The following is a 15,981-nucleotide window of genomic DNA, read 5'->3' on the forward strand; positions in this document are numbered from 1 at the left end:
AGCCGTGAGAGGGCGCTCAACCTGTGGGAGCGGGCATGCCTGCGAAGAGGCCGGCACAGACTTCAGCGATCAGTCAGGAATACGCAGCACCTGCCCCGGATAGATCTTGTCCGGGTGCTTGAGCATCGGCTTGTTGGCCTCGAAAATCTTGTTGTACTGATTGGCATTGCCATACACGACCATGGCAATGGCTGAAAGTGTGTCGCCCGATTTCACTGTGACGAACCTTGCCGCCTGGACTACCGGCCCGGTCACGGTGATCTGGTCCTCGACACTGGCCACGCCGCTGATGTTGCCCGCCGCCAGGATGATCTTCTCCTTCTCTTCCTGGCTGGCCACTTCACCCTTGAGGATGATCTTGTCTCCTTCTACAGTGGCGGTGATGTTGGGGTTGCCCAGGCCAACAGCTTCCACGTGTTTCTTAAGCTGCTCTTCGGCATTGGCGTTGCCAGGGGTCAGCAGGTCGATCAACTTCTCGCCGGCTTCCTTCACGAAACTGAACAGGCTCATTGCGCTCTCCTTGTTGACGAAACCTTGGACACAGGAGTCTAGGCCAGCTTTACCACTCCCGCCCTGCGCGACCAATCGACGCGGTCTATCAAGGCATAGACCCTAGCGATTAGACGCCGCCGGCCCGCACGCCTAGGCTTGTGCTATCAGAAAGCCGCCGGTATTCAGCGCCCCGATGAACAGCAAGCCTCCGGTCTGCGCGGCCTCATCGCCCTTGTCCATGCCCGCCGCCAGCAACACCTACGATTACGTCCAGCTCAGCGACGCCAAACGCGACAGCACCCCGCTGGCCGAGGAAGTGGCCCTGGCCATTGTCTATAACGGCCTCAACCAGGCGGTGATGCTGGTCAGCCCTACCGATCTGGAAGACTTCGCGGTCGGTTTCAGCGTCGGCAGCGGCATTGTCGAAGGCACCGCAGAAATCTACGACCTCAAGCTCTCCGGCAGCGGCTCGGCAATGTACGCCGACCTGGAAATCTCCAGCCGGGCGTTCTGGAACCTGAAAAACCAGCGCCGCCAACTGGCCGGCACCAGTGGTTGCGGGCTGTGTGGGGTCGAGGCCCTGGAGCAGGCGCTGCCGGATCTGGCCGTGTTGCCGGGTGCGCCCCTGCCCCCGGCCCAGTGGCTGGTCGGCCTGCGCGAGCGCATCGACGCCTTCCAGCCACTGGGCCAGCATTGCGGCGCCGTACATGCAGCACTGTTCATGGACCGCCAAGGCGAACTGCTGCTCGGCCGCGAAGACATCGGCCGGCACAACGCCCTCGACAAACTGATTGGTGCCCTGCTGCGGCAACACATCGACAGCCAGGGTGGCTTGGCCATCGTCACCAGCCGCTGCAGCCTGGAGCTGATCCAGAAAGTACTGCGTGCCGGCATCCAGACCCTGGTCAGCCTGTCAGCGCCCACCGGCCTTGCCCTGCAATGGGCACGCAAGCACAACCTCAACCTTATCCATTTGCCCAAGCACAGCGCACCGCGGGTCTACAGCCCAGCGGCGGAGTCGTAACAGTCGTGACCTCGTACCAACCTCTTCCGGACAACGCCCCAGCCTCCCCTCCTCGCTACAAGCCCTACCACGGCCCCGCCGGCGGTTGGGGCGCACTGCGTAGCGTGGCCAAGGCATGGGTCGGCAGCGATAACGCGCTGAAGAACATTCGCGCCCTGCTCAAGACCAACCAGAACGGCGGCTTCGACTGCCCCGGCTGCGCCTGGGGGGATTCGCCGGAAAGCGGCATGGTCAAGTTCTGCGAGAACGGCGCCAAGGCGGTGAACTGGGAAGCTACCAAGCGCCGTGTCGATGCTGCCTTCTTCGCCCGTTACAGCGTCACCTCGCTGCTGCAGCAAAGCGACTACTGGCTGGAGTACCAAGGGCGTCTGACCGAACCGATGGTCTACGACGCACCCAGCGACCGTTATCTGCCGATCAGCTGGGATGCCGCCTTCGCCCTGATCGCCCGCGAACTGAACAAGCTGACCAACCCTGACCAGGCCGAATTCTATACCTCGGGACGTGCCAGCAACGAAGCGGCGTACCTGTACCAGCTGTTCGTGCGCGCCTACGGCACCAACAACTTCCCTGACTGCTCGAACATGTGCCATGAGGCCAGCGGCGTGGCATTGGGGCAAAGCGTCGGGGTCGGCAAGGGTACAGTCACCTTCGACGACTTCGAGCACGCCGACTCTATTTTTGTCTGGGGCCAGAACCCCGGCACCAATCACCCGCGCATGCTCGACCCACTGCGCGATGCGGTAAAACGTGGCGCCCAGGTGGTGTGTATCAACCCGCTCAAGGAGCGTGGTCTGGAGCGCTTCCAGCACCCCCAGAACCCACTGGAAATGCTGACCAACAGTGACCGTCCGACCAACACCGCCTTCTTCCGCCCGGCCCTGGGTGGCGACATGGCGATGCTGCGTGGCATGGCCAAGTTCGCCCTGCAATGGGAACGCGAAGCCCAGGCCAACGGCGAACCGGCCGTGTTCGACCACGCCTTCATCGCCGAACATGGCCATGGCGTCGATGAGTACCTGGCCGTGGTGGACGCCACGCCGTGGTCGCACATCCAGGCACAGTCCGGCCTGACCTTGGCCGACATCGAACTGGCCGCGCGCATGTACTGCCGTGGCAAGCGGGTGATCATGTGCTGGGCGATGGGCATCACCCAACACCGTCATTCGGTGCCGACCATTCAGGAAATCGTCAACCTGCAGATGCTGCGTGGCAACATCGGCGTGCCCGGCGCCGGCCTGTGCCCGGTGCGTGGCCACAGCAACGTGCAGGGTGACCGCACCATGGGCATCAACGAGCGCCCGCCAGAGGCGCTGCTGGATGCCATCGAAAAGCGCTTTGGCTTCCCCGTGCCGCGGCGCAATGGCCATAACACCGTCGAAGCCATTCACGCGATGCTCGATGGCCGGGCCAAGGTTTTCATCGGCTTGGGCGGCAACTTCGCCCAAGCCACACCCGACACTGAGCGTACCGCCCAGGCGCTGCGCAACTGCGAGCTGACCGTGCACATCAGCACCAAGCTCAACCGTAGCCATCTGGTCCATGGCAAGCAGGCACTGATCCTGCCGTGCCTGGGCCGCACCGACATCGACCTGCAAGCCGACGGGCCGCAGGCAGTCACGGTGGAGGACTCGTTCAGCATGGTCCACGCCTCCAACGGCCAGCTGAAGCCGCTGTCGACGCAAATGCGCTCGGAGCCTGCGGTGATCGCTGGCATCGCCGCCGCCACGCTGGGCAAGCAACCGGTGGACTGGCACTGGCTGGTGGCCGACTACGACCGCATTCGCGATCTGATCGGCGATACCATTGCCGGTTTCAGCGGCTTTAACCAGCGCCTGCGTAATCCGGGTGGCTTCTATCTGGGCAACAGCGCGGCCAGCCGCGAATGGGCGACCAGCACCGGCCGCGCCAACTTCAAGGCCAACCTGCTGCCCGACACGCTGCTTGACGAACGCGTACGGGCCAGCGGCCAGTTGCCAGACTTGATCATGCAATCGATGCGCTCGCACGATCAGTACAACACCACTATCTACGGCCTGGACGACCGCTACCGCGGTGTGCGCGGCCAACGCGAGGTGCTGTTCGCCAACGAAGCCGACATCATCCGCCTGGGCTTCCAGCCGGGGCAGAAGGTCGACATCGTTTCGCTGTGGGGGGATGAACATGTGCGCCGGGTGCAAGGCTTTACCCTGCTGGCCTTCGACATACCTGCCGGGCAGGCGGCGGCGTATTACCCGGAGGTGAACCCGCTGGTGCCACTGGAGAGCATTGGTGTGGGTAGCCATACGCCAACATCGAAGTTCATTGCCATCAAGCTGGAGCGTGCGCGCGAGGACGGGCGTATCCTGTAAAAATGAAAAAAGCCCTGTTCCGTGGCGGCTCAGGGCTTTGTCATAAAGGTCTCAGACAGCCTAAAAACGATAAAGTTTCATAGTAAATACAGCAAGTTAGAGAATTGTGTACAACTCGTGTTACTCGTCGGATTTCCGTTGCCAGCCACGTCTCTTAGCCTCAAATTCGCCTCGTCATCCCTATGAGGCTCTCTTGATGAAGAAGTACTCCTCGATTCTGTTGTTGTCTTTCAGCTTGCTCAGCGGCGTTGCCATGGCAGGCGGCACCACCGAGGCCGGCATTGGCGGCGCATTGGGTGGGGTACTGGGCTCTGTCGTGGGCAACTCCATCGGTGGCAGCACCGGCGGCGCCATTGGTGCCGGTCTGGGCGGTGCGGCAGGTGGCGCCCTGGGCGCAGACAAACGCCAGCGTGGTGAGGCCGCTATCGGCGGCGCGCTGGGCGCTGCAGGTGGTAACGTGGTCGGTCGCTCCGTGGGCGGCACCACGGGTAGCTACATTGGCGCGGCAGCCGGCGGTGGTGCCGGTGGTGCGCTGGGTAACTACCTGGGCAAAGAGGCCGACGAAGACGATTACCGCGATGGCCGCCGCTATCGTCGCGGCTACGACGACGACCGTCGTCACTGGGACCGTGGTCACCACTATGGCCACCGCAAGCACAAGCGCCACTGGCGCGACTAACGCCTGAGGGCCCTGCCCCCGGCAACAAAAGCCCCGCCCCTGCCAGCGGGGCTTTTTTATGCCTGCCGCTCCAGCATGAGGCCGGACAGGATAACCTGCAGCGCCTCTGGCAACGCCACAGGCCGGCCACTGTCGCGTTCGATGAACACCTGCACTACCGTGCCTGCTGCGCACGCCTCCGGTTCGCCCGGGCGATACAGCGCCAGCCGGTACTCTACCGTGCTGCCCGCCAGACGCGTCACTCCCAACCCCACCTCCAACAAATCCGGGAAGCCCGGTAGCGCGTAGAAATCCGCAGCCGAACTGACCACGAAGGCGGCCAGTTCACCGTGCCGCAGGTCCAGTTCAGCCTGCTCGACGAGAAACGCCTGGATCGCGGTTTCAAAAAAACCGTGCACCGTTGCACCGGCGATGTGGCCGTTCAGGTCGTTGTCCTGGGGGCGGGTGAGGATCGGGTGGAAGTGGGAGAAGGCAGTGCGCTGAGGGGCTTCGGTCATCTGGCTGGCTCTTGTCTTCGCAATGGATGCTGACAGTGAAACAGAAAAACCAGACTTTCGCTGCCTATGCGGGCCCCTTCGCGGGCAAGCCCGCTCCTACAACGGCCTGTGCTCACCACCAATCAGTATGTAGGAGCGGGTTTACCCGCGAATACGATGGCGGCTGCGACGGTGAATCGCGGGTGGACATTGGCCAGCAGGTCCAGCCTTTTCGCGGGTAATCCCGCATCCACAAAAAAGCCGCCCCTGGGGGCGGCTTTCTCGTTGCGGCTGAGCTCGGCTTACAGCTGCGGGCCAGCGGCTTTGATGGCGTCGGAAACTTCGAACTTCTTGAAGTTTTCGATGAACAGCTTGGCCAGACCTTTGGCAGCCTCGTCGTAGGCCGCTTTGTCAGCCCAGTTGGTGCGCGGGTTGAGCAGTTCGGTTTCAACGCCCGGAACGGCCTTCGGCACATCCAGGTTGATGATGTCCAGGTGCTCGGTTTCGGCACCGACCAGTGCGCCGCTCTGGATGGCAGCGATCACGGCACGGGTGGTGGGGATGCTGAAGCGCTTGCCAACGCCGTAGCCACCACCGGTCCAGCCGGTGTTGACCAGGTAGACCTTGGAGTTGAAACCGTTGATACGCTTGATCAGCAGCTCAGCGTACTCGCCAGCCGGACGCGGGAAGAACGGTGCGCCGAAGCAGGTGGAGAAGGTCGACTTGATGCCGCCGCCCGAGCCCATTTCAGTGGAACCGACCAGCGCGGTGTAGCCGGACAGGAAGTGGTAGGCCGCCTGCTCGTTGTTCAGGATCGAAACCGGAGGCAGAACACCTGTCAGGTCGCAGGTGAGGAAGATCACTGCGTTAGGCTCGCCGCCCAGGTTCGCTTCCGAACGCTTGGCAACGTGCTCCAGCGGGTAGGCCGCACGGCTGTTCTGAGTCAGGCTGACGTCGGTGTAGTCGGCGTGCTTGTTGGCGTCGAGAACGACGTTTTCCAGTACTGCGCCGTGCTTGATGGCTTTCCAGATGACCGGCTCGTTCTTTTCGGACAGGTCGATGCACTTGGCGTAGCAGCCGCCTTCCATGTTGAAGACAACGCCTTCGCCCCAACCGTGCTCGTCGTCACCGATCAGGTAACGGCTTTCGTCAGCCGAAAGGGTGGTCTTGCCAGTACCGGACAGGCCGAAGAACAAGGTCACATCGCCTTCTTCGCCGATGTTGGCTGCGCAGTGCATTGGCAGTACGTCGGCAGCCGGCAGCAGGAAGTTCTGCACCGAGAACATGGCTTTCTTCATTTCGCCGGCGTAGCGCATGCCAGCGATCAGCACTTTCTTCTGGGCGAAGTTGATGATCACGCAACCGTCGGAGTTGGTGCCGTCACGCTCAGGCTCGCACACGAAGTTGGCGACGTTGAGGATCTGCCACTGGTCGCGGCCAGCCGGGTTGAACTGCTCCGGGTTGATGAACAGGCAACGACCGAACAGGTTCTGCCAGGCAGTCTGGGTGGTCATCTTCACCGGCAGGTAGTGCTCGGCTGCGGCCCCTACGTGAACATAGGAAACGAAGTGATCCTGGGCGTTGTTGAACGCCTCGACGCGAGCCCACAGGGCATCGAACTTGTCAGCCGGGAACTTGCGGTTGATCGGGCCCCAGGAAATGGCGTCCTGGGTGGAAGGTTCTTCGACGATGAAACGGTCAGCCGGCGAGCGGCCAGTACGGTGACCAGTCTCCACGACCAGTGCGCCAGTATCGGCTAGTACGCCTTCACCGCGTTGCAGCGCTTCTTTTACCAGCTCATCGACGCTCAGGTCGGTGTACACGGTGTTGTTGGCTTGCGTCATGAGATACCCCATCCGGCCCGAGGCCGAGTGCTCCAAACGTTTTGTAGTTGTCTTGAAAAAACTACTACAGCGAAAAAAGTGGCCGGATTATGCCAGAAACGCCCAAAAAAAGTAGGCCCCTCCTGTCAGAACTGCGCTTTTGCGCAATTCGACAGGAGATTATCCTGTGATTTAACGTTTCAGTGACGAGTTTCTGAGGCCACGTCAGTACCGCCACCCGCAAACAGTTGCGCCACATCGCTGGCATCGAAGAAGTAGCGCTCGTTGCAGAACTGGCAATCGATCTCTACCGTCCCGCCACATTCGTCCACCAGCGCCTTGGCGTCGTGCTCGCCCAGACTGACCAGCGCATTGCCGGAGCGTTCCCGCGAACAGCTGCAATTGAAGCGCAGTGGCTGGATATCGAACAGGCGCACGGCGTCTTCGTGGTACAGGCGGTGCAGCAGGGTTTCGTTGCCCTCTGTCCACTCTTCAGGCTTGAGCGTCTTGGCCAGGGCCACCACGTGCTGCCAGCTGTCTTCGCGCTCTTCATCATCCGGCTGGCGATCACGCGGCAGTTGCTGCAGCAACAGCCCTCGGGCCTTGCCGCCTGCGGCATTGAGCCAGAAACGGGTATTGAGCTGCTGCGACTGGACGAAGTAGTTGGTGAAGCATTCCGACAGGTTGGCGCCATCGAGGTCGACGGTCCCCTGGTAGCGCTGGCCCTTGACCGGGTCGATGGTCAGGGTCAGGTGGCCGTCGGGCATCAGCTGCGACAGGGTGGCATCAGCCGAAATCTGGTCCGCTTCGTAGCGGGCCATGCCGCGGATCTCGCGTTCGCTGGAGCATTCCACCATCAGCAGCGGAATCGGCCCAGCCGAGCGCGCCTGCAGAATCAGCAAGCCATCGAACTTCATCGCACCCACCAGCAAGGCGGTGGCGGCCATCAACTCACCGAGCAGCACCTTGACCGGCTGGGGGTACTCATGACGCGCCAACACTGCGGCGTAGCTGTCATCGAGAGACACCCACTCGCCGCGCACATCGCGCTCGTCGAAGATGAAACGTTGGGTGAAATCTGTATCAGGCAAATCGCTCATAGGTTTCGGCTATCTAAAAAATGATGACAAAATGGTTACAAGGGTTGTCGAGAATCGGCGAGAACCCGTGACAGAGCGCTCACAAGGCGCTCCGATTCCTGTTTGCAATAGAGGTATTTTATGGACAATCGACCACTGTTCCAAGCAAGGTGGTCCTGGGGGCCATTGGCAGCCTGTACGCTGCTTCCCATCGCTCTACTGTGTTTCTGGTTATGGCCTTTTGGCCAGATCCTGTGCCTGACTTTCGACGAGTGGCTGTTCCGCAGCCTGAACGCGCCGCTGGCCGATAGCACCACCTGGCGCTACATCTGGACCATCGGCAGCCTACGCCCGTTCGACATCGTCGTCTGCCTGATCCTGCTCGCTGTGCTCATTCGTGGTGACTGGGTGTTCAAGGCCGCTCAGGTTCGCCAGGCATTTTTCGGCTTTCTGGTCACGCTACTCCTCTTAGTGGTGATTCGCGCGCTGTTTTCCAAGTGGGTGGATGCAGCCGGGTGGCAACACAAGAGCCCATCGATGATCTTCGACGACGTCGTGCACCTGAGTGACTATTACCCGAACCTGGAGGCGGCCTGGGAACTCAAGGACCGTTCCAGCAAAAGTTTCCCGGGTGATCACGCCTCGGTGCTGCTGATCTGGGCGCTGTTCATGAGCGTGTTCAGCCGCCGCCTTGTGCAATACCTGGTGGTCTGGGGGCTCGCAGCGCTGTTCATGCTGCCGCGCCTGGTGGCCGGTGCCCACTGGGGGCAGGACGACTACATCGGCGGCTTGCTGATGGCCGTACTGGCGTTGGGCTGGAGCTACTACACGCCCCTGGCGGCCAAAGGCAGCGAGGCGTTGATGCGCTGGACAGCGCCGTTGTTCAAGCTGCTGTCCACGTTACCGCTGGTCGGACGAATGGCGGTGTTGCGCTAGATTCCTGGGGCTGCGCAGCAGCCCCATTCAATCGTAACTTCCATGCAGCTGGTGAATCTGCCGCCGCTGCTTCTTGGTCGGCCGGCCATCGGTGGTCACGCCCATGGCCCCGGCCTTACGCATCTCAGCCGCCTGTTCACGGCGACGCACACTTTCTTCGGTTTCCTCGTACAACGCCTGCGCCTCTGGGGCACCACGACGCACCACCGACAGCGCCTTCACCACCACCGTGCGCTCATCGAAGCCGGTACGCAGCACGAACTCGTCGCCCACCCGCGGCTCTTTGCCCGGCTTGCAACGCTCGCCCCGGCAATGCACCTTGCCACTCTCGATCGCCGCCTTGGCCAGCGCTCGCGTCTTGTAGAAGCGCGCCGCCCACAACCATTTGTCCAGGCGAACCTTGTCGTCGTCTTCGGCTTTTTGTGCCATCCCGTTACCTCGGATTCTGTCTTTCATCGAACTGTACTACCTTCACATACGGATGCAAAAAGTCCCCGCCGTGCTTAAAGTTCTCCACCTCATTCGCAGGGTGCGCTTCGTGAAGACATTTGACCATTTGACTGTGATCGGCCTGCGCGAGTGGGTCGCCCTGCCTGACCTCGGCGTGGCCGGGCTGCGCGCCAAGATCGACACCGGTGCCAGCACGTCGAGCCTGCATGCCACCGAAGTGGAACCCTTCGAGCGCGACGGCCAGCCCTGGGTTCGCTTCACTGCGCACCTGGGCTCGGTGGTGCAGTTGCGCCACCGCCGCTGCGAGGCACCGTTGGTGACGATGAAGACCATCAAAAGCTCCAACGGCCACGCCCAGACCCGCTACGTCATCCGCACGTCACTGGCGCTGGGTGATGGTGTGTGGGAGGTGGAGTTCACCCTGGCCTGCCGCAAGAACATGCGCTACCGCCTGTTGCTTGGCTCCAAGGCCCTGATACACGGCCAGCTGGTAGTGAACCCAGGCCTGAAATACGTACAAGACAAACCGGCCTTCCCGGCCACCCTTTCCCCTGTCACAGGTGCTGCATGAAGATCGCTGTGCTGTCGCGCAATCCGCGTCTGTATTCCACCCGCCGCCTGGTCGAAGCCGGTACCCAGCGTGGCCACGAAATGGTGGTGATCGATACCCTGCGGGCCTACATGAACATTGCCAGCCACAAGCCGCAGATCCACTACCGCGGCAAGCCGCTGGAAGGCTTCGATGCCGTGATCCCGCGCATAGGTGCTTCGGTTACGTTCTATGGCTGCGCGGTGCTGCGCCAGTTCGAAATGATGGGCGTCTACCCGCTCAACGAGTCGGTAGCCATTGCCCGCTCGCGCGACAAGCTGCGCTCGTTGCAGCTGTTGTCGCGGCGCGGCATAGGCCTGCCGATCACCGGTTTCGCCCACTCGCCGGACGACATCCCCGACTTGATCCAGATGGTCAACGGTGCCCCGCTGGTGATCAAGGTACTGGAAGGCACCCAGGGCATTGGCGTGGTGCTGTGCGAAACGCCCCAGGCGGCCGAGTCGGTGATCGAAGCGTTCATGGGCCTCAAGCAGAACATCATGGTGCAGGAGTACATCAAGGAGGCCGGTGGCGCAGATATCCGATGCTTCGTGGTAGGCGACAAAGTAATTGCCTCGATGAAGCGTCAGGCCAAACCGGGCGAGTTCCGCTCCAACCTGCACCGGGGTGGCGTCGCCAGCCTGATAAAAATCACCCCAGAAGAGCGCATCACCGCCATTCGGGCGGCCAAGGTAATGGGGTTGAGCGTGGCGGGTGTGGATATCCTGCGTTCCAACCACGGGCCGTTGGTGATGGAGGTAAACTCGTCGCCAGGGCTGGAGGGCATCGAAGTCACCACCGGCAAGAACGTCGCCGGGATGATCATCGAGCACCTGGAGAAGAATGGCGGGCCCAATCAGACCCGGACCAAGGGCAAAGGCTGATTCAAGCCTGTGCCCGCCTCTTCGCGGCTAAGCCGCTGCCACAGGTATTGCAGAGTCCCTGTAGGAGCGGCTTTAACCGCGAAGAGGCCAGTGAGCCTCACACAGCATTACGCGGCAGCAGCAGCCCCAGCGGCAACCTGACCCGCGCCTCGATCCCGCCGCCAGACCGGTTACGCAACTCCACGTTCCCGCCATGTTGCGCAGCAATCCGCTTGACGATCGCCAGCCCCAACCCGGTGCCCTTGCCGCCCCGCGCCCGGTCACCGCGAATGAACGGGTTGAAGATGGTTTCCAGCTCCGACTCGTCAATACCGGTGCCCCGGTCCAGCACACTGAGCACCACATACGGCGCACTCTCGTCACCTGACACATAGGCAGCCACCTCGACCCCCTTGCCAGCATGGTGCAGGGCGTTGCCGATCAGGTTGCCCAACATGCGCTTGAGCGAAACCCGGCGCAGCGGGAACGGTGGAATCGGCTCCAGGCACAGGCGCACACGCTCTTCCGGCTGGTTGTACGGAGCCACCACCTCACGCACCAAGTCAGCAAGGTCGACCTCCTCCACCGGCTCGTCACGGCCATCGCGGATGAAGGCCAGGAACTGATCGAGAATCGCGTCCATGTCCTCGATATCGCGAACCATGTCATCGCTCAGCTCGTTGTCGCTGTTCAGCAAGGACAGCGACAGACGCAGGCGCGTCAGTGGCGTGCGCAAGTCGTGGGAAACCCCGGCCAGCATCAACTCGCGCTCGCGCCCGGCCTGCTCGACATCCTCGGCCATCTGGTTGAACGCCTTGTACACCTCGGTCATCTCGCTGGGGGTATCGCTGATCGGCAGGCGCACACTGCGCCCCTGGCCAAGCTGGCGGGCGGCGAACACCAAGCGTTTGAGCGGCTGGTTGAGCTGACGCACAAAAATCCACGCCGATGCTGTGGACAACAAGCCAATGGCCAGGAACCAGCCCAGCACGTTCCAGATCTTCTGCCCACGCAATGGGTGCGGGTACAGCGGCACTTTCAGCCAACCCGGACCCAGGCTTGGCGCATTGACCCACAACGCGGGCGGTGCATGAATGCGCAGCCGCACTTCGGTGTCGTCACCCAGCTCGGCCTGCATCTGCCGTTGGTAGATTTCACTGTAGGGCCAATGCTGCTCGCCTTCGGGCACACCCGAGCCGGTCACCCGGATAAGACCTGCCGCCTCGGCGATCTTGTCGCGGTTTTCTTCGTCGGCGGCCCAATAGGCGCGCAAGGTCAGCGCTACACCATGGCTGTACTGACGGTCGACCAGCACGTCCTCGTTCATCAGCAGGTAGACCAGGGTCAGCGCCTTGGAGAACAGAACGACGATCAACACCAGCCACAGGGTGCGGGCGAAGAAACTTTGCGGAAACCAGAGCGGTGTTTTCATCGACGTTCAGGCATCATTTTCCGGCGTTTCCGTCCGGTACGAACACGTAGCCGACGCCCCAGACGGTCTGGATGTAACGCGGCTTGGACGGGTCCGGCTCGATCATGCGACGCAGGCGTGAGATCTGCACATCGATGGAGCGCTCCAGCGCATCCCATTCGCGGCCGCGCGCCAGGTTCATCAGCTTGTCGCGGGTCAACGGCTCACGGGCGTGCATCACCAGGGCCTTGAGCACGGCGAACTCGCCGGTGGTGAGCATGTGCACTTCGTTGCCGCGCTTGAGCTCGCGGGTGGCCAGCGACAGCTCATAGTCGCCAAAGGTGACCGACTCGTCTTCGCTGCCCGGCGCTCCCGGCACGCTCGGCGCCTGGCGACGCAGCACCGCCTTGACCCGGGCCATCAGTTCGTCCGGGTTGAACGGTTTGCCCAGGTAGTCGTCGGCGCCCAGCTCCAGGCCCTTGATGCGGCTGAGCTCGTCGCCCTTGGCGGTCAGCATGATGATCGGGATCTGGTTGTTCTGCTGGCGCAGGCGCTTGCAGGCGGACAGACCATCCTCGCCTGGCAGCATCAGGTCGAGCACCACCAGGTTGAACACCTCGCGCTGCAGCAGGCGATCCATCTGCTCGGTGTTGGGCACTGCACGGGCACGGTAGCCCTTGCTGGTGAAGAAACGTTCCAGCAGGCTGCTAAGCCCCGGATCGTCGTCGACGATGAGAATCTTGTCACCTTCAGCGGTGTTTGGCGTGCCGGTCATGAATAACTCCTCTGATATCGCCGCGCATTATGGCGTAGCCATTGCTGCACGTTGCGTGAGCATTGTTAGCAGATTTTTCCCCCGGCGCCAGTTCCGGCTGGCCGGGCGCCATCACCGCAAGCCGTTTGCGATGGGTATAATGCGCGGCTTTCATCCAGCGCCGCCGGGCAAAAAGCCCACAGGCGACCCCCGTATTCACAAATGTCAGGTGGTTTACATGGACAGCATCAACAGCCGTATCGCCGAGGAACTGGGCGTACGCCCGCAGCAGGTCGAGGCGGCCGTGAGCCTGTTGGACGAAGGCTCGACCGTGCCCTTCATCGCCCGCTACCGCAAGGAAGTGACCGGTAGCCTTGACGACACTCAGTTGCGCCACCTGGAAGAGCGCCTGCGCTACCTGCGCGAACTCGACGAGCGCCGCGCCAGCATCCTTTCCAGTATCGAGGAACAGGGCAAGCTGACCCCGGAACTGGCCCGCGAGATCAAGCTGGCCGACACCAAGACCCGCCTCGAAGACCTTTACCTGCCCTACAAGCAGAAACGCCGCACCAAGGGCCAGATCGCCCTGGAAGCCGGCCTCGGCGAACTGGCCGATGGCCTGTTCAACGACCCGACCCTGGCCCCGGAAAGCGAAGCCGCACGCTTCGTCAACGTCGAAAAGGGCGTGGCCGACGTCAAGGCCGCGCTGGAAGGCGCCAAATACATCCTGATGGAGCGCTTTGCCGAAGACGCCGCCCTGCTCGACAAGCTGCGCAGCTATCTCAAGCAGGAAGCCGTGCTCAGCGCCCGCGTCGTGGCTGGCAAGGAAGAAGAAGGCGCCAAGTTCCGCGACTACTTCGCTCATGACGAGCTGCTGCGCACGGCGCCATCGCACCGTGCCCTGGCGATCTTCCGCGGGCGCAACGAAGGCGTGTTGAGCGTCTCGCTGAAGGTCGGCGAAGAACTGCCCGGCACCCTGCACCCGTGCGAACTGATGATCGGCAACCACGTCGGCATCGAAAACCGCAGCCGACCCGCCGACAAGTGGCTGGGAGAAGTGGTGCGCTGGACCTGGAAGGTCAAGCTGTACACCCACCTGGAAACCGACCTGTTCGGCGAGCTGCGTGACAATGCCGAAGGCGAGGCGATCAACGTGTTCGCCCACAACCTGCACGATCTGCTGCTGGCCGCCCCGGCCGGTCCGCGCGCCACCCTGGGCTTCGACCCAGGCCTGCGTACGGGCTGCAAGATCGCCGTGGTCGACGCAACCGGCAAACTGCTGGACCACACCACGGTCTACCCGCACGCGCCGAAGAACGACTGGGACCGCACCATTTCCATCATGGCCGCACTGTGCGCCAAACACTCGGTGGAGCTGATCGCCATCGGCAACGGTACCGCCAGCCGCGAAAGCGACAAGCTGGTGGCCGAGCTGGTCAAGAAATATCCAGCCCTGAAAATCACCAAGATCATGGTCTCCGAAGCCGGTGCTTCGGTGTACTCGGCATCGGAACTGGCCGCCCGCGAGTTCCCGGACCTGGACGTGTCGATCCGCGGCGCCGTGTCGATCGCCCGCCGCCTGCAGGATCCGCTGGCCGAACTGGTGAAGATCGATCCGAAATCAATCGGTGTCGGCCAGTACCAGCACGACGTGTCCCAGCTGAAACTGGCACGTGGCCTGGACGCGGTGGTCGAGGACTGTGTGAACGCCGTGGGCGTGGACGTGAACACCGCTTCGGTGGCGCTGCTGACGCGCATCTCCGGCCTCAATGCCACGCTGGCACAGAACATCGTCGCCCACCGCGATGCCAATGGTCCGTTTGCCACCCGTGCAGCGCTGAAAAAGGTTAGCCGCCTGGGTGAGAAAACCTTCGAGCAGGCCGCCGGCTTCCTGCGTGTGATGAACGGCGACAACCCGCTGGACGCCTCTGCGGTGCACCCTGAGGCTTACCCGCTGGTGCAGCGCATTGCTGCCGATACCGACCGCGACATCCGCTCGCTGATTGGTGACAGCAGCTTCCTCAAGCGCCTGGACCCGAAAAAGTTCACCGACGAAACCTTCGGCCTGCCAACTGTCACCGACATCCTGCAAGAGCTGGACAAGCCCGGCCGCGACCCGCGTCCGGAGTTCAAGACCGCCACCTTCCAGGACGGCGTCGAAGACCTCAAGGACCTGGAACCGGGCATGATCCTCGAAGGCGTGGTGACCAACGTTACCAACTTCGGTGCCTTCGTCGACATCGGCGTGCACCAGGACGGCCTGGTGCATATCTCGGCGCTGTCGGAGAAGTTCGTCAAAGACCCGCGTGAAGCGGTCAAGGCCGGCGATGTGGTCAAGGTCAAGGTCATGGAAGTGGACATCCCGCGCAAACGCGTCGGCCTGTCCATGCGCATGAGCGACACCCCGGGCGAGAAGGTCGAAGGCAACCGCGGTGGTAACCGCGGCAATGGTGGCAGCCGCCAGCAGCAGGCACCGCGCCAGCGTGAAACCGCCACGGCTGCGCCGGCCAACAACGCCATGGCCTCGCTGTTCGCCAACGCCAAGCAATTGAAGAAGAAGTAATGGACGTACCACGCGAATACGTCGAAAGCGCCTTCAGCCAACTGCTGGGCTGCCGCCTGCAACACCTGGACACAGGTGTTGCCGAGGTAGCGCTGGCGCTGGAGCCCCAGTTGCGCAACCGTGGCCAGAAGCTGCACGGCGGGGCGATCTTCAGCCTGGTGGATATCGCCATGGGCCTGGCCTGCTCGGCCAGCCATGGCTTTGACCAGCAAAGCGTCACCATCGAGTGCAAGATCAACTACATGCGTGCCGTCAGCGACGGCGAAGTGCTGTGCACCGCCCGCGTGCTGCACGCTGGGCGGCGCACCCTGGTGGTCGACGCCGACGTAGTTCAGGGCGACAAGCTGGTGGCCAAAGCGCAAGGAACCTTCGCGGTTCTCTAGCTCACCAAGCAGTATCTGCGGTATTTTCAGCAGTGCGCTGGCACTGCTGGAACCGCGTAAACCAGGCGACAACGCCAGTTCCTTTCTTCCTACCCTTGTAGACCGTTA

Annotated in this window: 15 protein-coding genes; 8 read left to right on the forward strand and 7 right to left on the reverse strand. The window is 62.4% G+C overall.

The window, feature by feature from the left end; translation table 11 throughout:
• Positions 1-69: 69 nt before the first annotated feature.
• Positions 70-510 (reverse strand): peptidoglycan-binding protein LysM, encoded by a 441-nt coding sequence (gene lysM, locus I8746_RS12935; RefSeq protein ID WP_010951629.1) that lies wholly within the window; start codon positions 508-510, stop codon positions 70-72.
• 175 nt (positions 511-685) lie between these two features.
• Here lysM and fdhD point away from each other — a divergent pair, with 175 nt between their 5' ends.
• The 3 genes from fdhD to I8746_RS12950 all read left to right on the forward strand — a co-directional run bounded on the left by fdhD (position 686) and on the right by I8746_RS12950 (position 4,546).
• Complete coding sequence (fdhD, locus tag I8746_RS12940; RefSeq protein ID WP_011953217.1) at positions 686-1,516, forward strand: formate dehydrogenase accessory sulfurtransferase FdhD; 831 nt, start codon at positions 686-688, stop codon at positions 1,514-1,516.
• 5 nt (positions 1,517-1,521) lie between these two features.
• Positions 1,522-3,867, forward strand: coding sequence for an FdhF/YdeP family oxidoreductase (locus tag I8746_RS12945; protein WP_011953216.1), 2,346 nt, complete (start codon positions 1,522-1,524; stop codon positions 3,865-3,867).
• A gap of 196 nt (positions 3,868-4,063) precedes the next feature.
• On the forward strand, positions 4,064-4,546 hold the full coding sequence (locus tag I8746_RS12950) for a glycine zipper domain-containing protein (RefSeq protein ID WP_003255803.1): 483 nt from the start codon (positions 4,064-4,066) through the stop codon (positions 4,544-4,546).
• Positions 4,547-4,602: 56 nt separating this feature from the next.
• Here the strand turns inward: I8746_RS12950 and I8746_RS12955 are convergent, their stop codons facing one another.
• From I8746_RS12955 to hslO, 3 genes are all read right to left on the reverse strand, one after another.
• Positions 4,603-5,043: a thioesterase family protein gene (locus I8746_RS12955; RefSeq protein WP_011953215.1), complete on the reverse strand. Its 441-nt coding sequence runs from the start codon at positions 5,041-5,043 to the stop codon at positions 4,603-4,605.
• Between the two features lie 281 nt (positions 5,044-5,324).
• The gene (locus I8746_RS12960; protein WP_003255806.1) at positions 5,325-6,866 is read right to left on the reverse strand and encodes a phosphoenolpyruvate carboxykinase; all 1,542 of its coding nucleotides are present in this window, start codon (positions 6,864-6,866) and stop codon (positions 5,325-5,327) included.
• Between the two features lie 179 nt (positions 6,867-7,045).
• On the reverse strand, positions 7,046-7,945 hold the full coding sequence (hslO, locus tag I8746_RS12965) for an Hsp33 family molecular chaperone HslO (RefSeq protein WP_011953214.1): 900 nt from the start codon (positions 7,943-7,945) through the stop codon (positions 7,046-7,048).
• A 120-nt stretch (positions 7,946-8,065) separates the two neighbouring features.
• On the opposite strand from hslO, the gene I8746_RS12970 reads away from it, so the two are divergent.
• Positions 8,066-8,860 carry a phosphatase PAP2 family protein gene (locus I8746_RS12970; protein WP_221100743.1) on the forward strand — a complete coding sequence of 265 codons (795 nt, stop codon included), beginning with the start codon at positions 8,066-8,068 and terminating at the stop codon, positions 8,858-8,860.
• 27 nt (positions 8,861-8,887) lie between these two features.
• On the opposite strand, the gene I8746_RS12975 is transcribed toward I8746_RS12970, so the two are convergent.
• Positions 8,888-9,289, reverse strand: coding sequence for an RNA-binding S4 domain-containing protein (locus I8746_RS12975; RefSeq protein ID WP_003255812.1), 402 nt, complete (start codon positions 9,287-9,289; stop codon positions 8,888-8,890).
• A gap of 109 nt (positions 9,290-9,398) precedes the next feature.
• On the opposite strand from I8746_RS12975, the gene I8746_RS12980 reads away from it, so the two are divergent.
• Together I8746_RS12980 and rimK are read left to right on the forward strand one after the other, a co-directional pair.
• Complete coding sequence (locus tag I8746_RS12980; RefSeq protein ID WP_004576370.1) at positions 9,399-9,881, forward strand: ATP-dependent zinc protease; 483 nt, start codon at positions 9,399-9,401, stop codon at positions 9,879-9,881.
• Complete coding sequence (gene rimK / locus I8746_RS12985; protein WP_003255817.1) at positions 9,878-10,783, forward strand: 30S ribosomal protein S6--L-glutamate ligase; 906 nt, start codon at positions 9,878-9,880, stop codon at positions 10,781-10,783. Before I8746_RS12980 ends, rimK begins: the two co-directional genes overlap by 4 nt.
• A 97-nt stretch (positions 10,784-10,880) precedes the next feature.
• Here the strand turns inward: rimK and I8746_RS12990 are convergent, their stop codons facing one another.
• The gene (locus I8746_RS12990) at positions 10,881-12,194 is read right to left on the reverse strand and encodes an ATP-binding protein (protein ID WP_003255819.1); all 1,314 of its coding nucleotides are present in this window, start codon (positions 12,192-12,194) and stop codon (positions 10,881-10,883) included.
• 13 nt (positions 12,195-12,207) lie between these two features.
• The gene (gene ompR / locus I8746_RS12995; RefSeq protein WP_003255821.1) at positions 12,208-12,948 is read right to left on the reverse strand and encodes a two-component system response regulator OmpR; all 741 of its coding nucleotides are present in this window, start codon (positions 12,946-12,948) and stop codon (positions 12,208-12,210) included.
• A gap of 217 nt (positions 12,949-13,165) precedes the next feature.
• Between ompR and I8746_RS13000 the strand changes: the two genes are divergently transcribed.
• Positions 13,166-15,490, forward strand: a complete 2,325-nt coding sequence (locus I8746_RS13000; RefSeq protein ID WP_004576371.1) for a Tex family protein — start codon at positions 13,166-13,168, stop codon at positions 15,488-15,490.
• On the forward strand, positions 15,490-15,873 hold the full coding sequence (locus I8746_RS13005; protein WP_003255824.1) for a PaaI family thioesterase: 384 nt from the start codon (positions 15,490-15,492) through the stop codon (positions 15,871-15,873). The genes I8746_RS13000 and I8746_RS13005 overlap by 1 nt, the downstream gene beginning before the upstream one ends.
• The last annotated feature ends 108 nt before the right edge of the window (positions 15,874-15,981 follow it).

The organism is Pseudomonas sp. USTB-Z, from assembly GCF_019691255.1.
GTDB lineage: Bacteria > Pseudomonadota > Gammaproteobacteria > Pseudomonadales > Pseudomonadaceae > Aquipseudomonas > Aquipseudomonas alloputida.

Bases quoted from the DNA above. Each gene is read 5' to 3' on its own strand.
- lysM (WP_010951629.1), bottom strand. From the start codon at position 510: ATGAGCCTGTTCAGTTTCGTGAAGGAAGCCGGCGAGAAGTTGATCGAC.
- fdhD (WP_011953217.1), top strand. From the start codon at position 686: ATGAACAGCAAGCCTCCGGTCTGCGCGGCCTCATCGCCCTTGTCCATG.
- I8746_RS12950 (WP_003255803.1), top strand. From the start codon at position 4,064: ATGAAGAAGTACTCCTCGATTCTGTTGTTGTCTTTCAGCTTGCTCAGC.
- I8746_RS12955 (WP_011953215.1), bottom strand. From the start codon at position 5,043: ATGACCGAAGCCCCTCAGCGCACTGCCTTCTCCCACTTCCACCCGATC.
- I8746_RS12960 (WP_003255806.1), bottom strand. From the start codon at position 6,866: ATGACGCAAGCCAACAACACCGTGTACACCGACCTGAGCGTCGATGAG.
- hslO (WP_011953214.1), bottom strand. From the start codon at position 7,945: ATGAGCGATTTGCCTGATACAGATTTCACCCAACGTTTCATCTTCGAC.
- I8746_RS12970 (WP_221100743.1), top strand. From the start codon at position 8,066: ATGGACAATCGACCACTGTTCCAAGCAAGGTGGTCCTGGGGGCCATTG.
- I8746_RS12975 (WP_003255812.1), bottom strand. From the start codon at position 9,289: ATGGCACAAAAAGCCGAAGACGACGACAAGGTTCGCCTGGACAAATGG.
- rimK (WP_003255817.1), top strand. From the start codon at position 9,878: ATGAAGATCGCTGTGCTGTCGCGCAATCCGCGTCTGTATTCCACCCGC.
- I8746_RS12990 (WP_003255819.1), bottom strand. From the start codon at position 12,194: ATGAAAACACCGCTCTGGTTTCCGCAAAGTTTCTTCGCCCGCACCCTG.
- ompR (WP_003255821.1), bottom strand. From the start codon at position 12,948: ATGACCGGCACGCCAAACACCGCTGAAGGTGACAAGATTCTCATCGTC.
- I8746_RS13000 (WP_004576371.1), top strand. From the start codon at position 13,166: ATGGACAGCATCAACAGCCGTATCGCCGAGGAACTGGGCGTACGCCCG.
- I8746_RS13005 (WP_003255824.1), top strand. From the start codon at position 15,490: ATGGACGTACCACGCGAATACGTCGAAAGCGCCTTCAGCCAACTGCTG.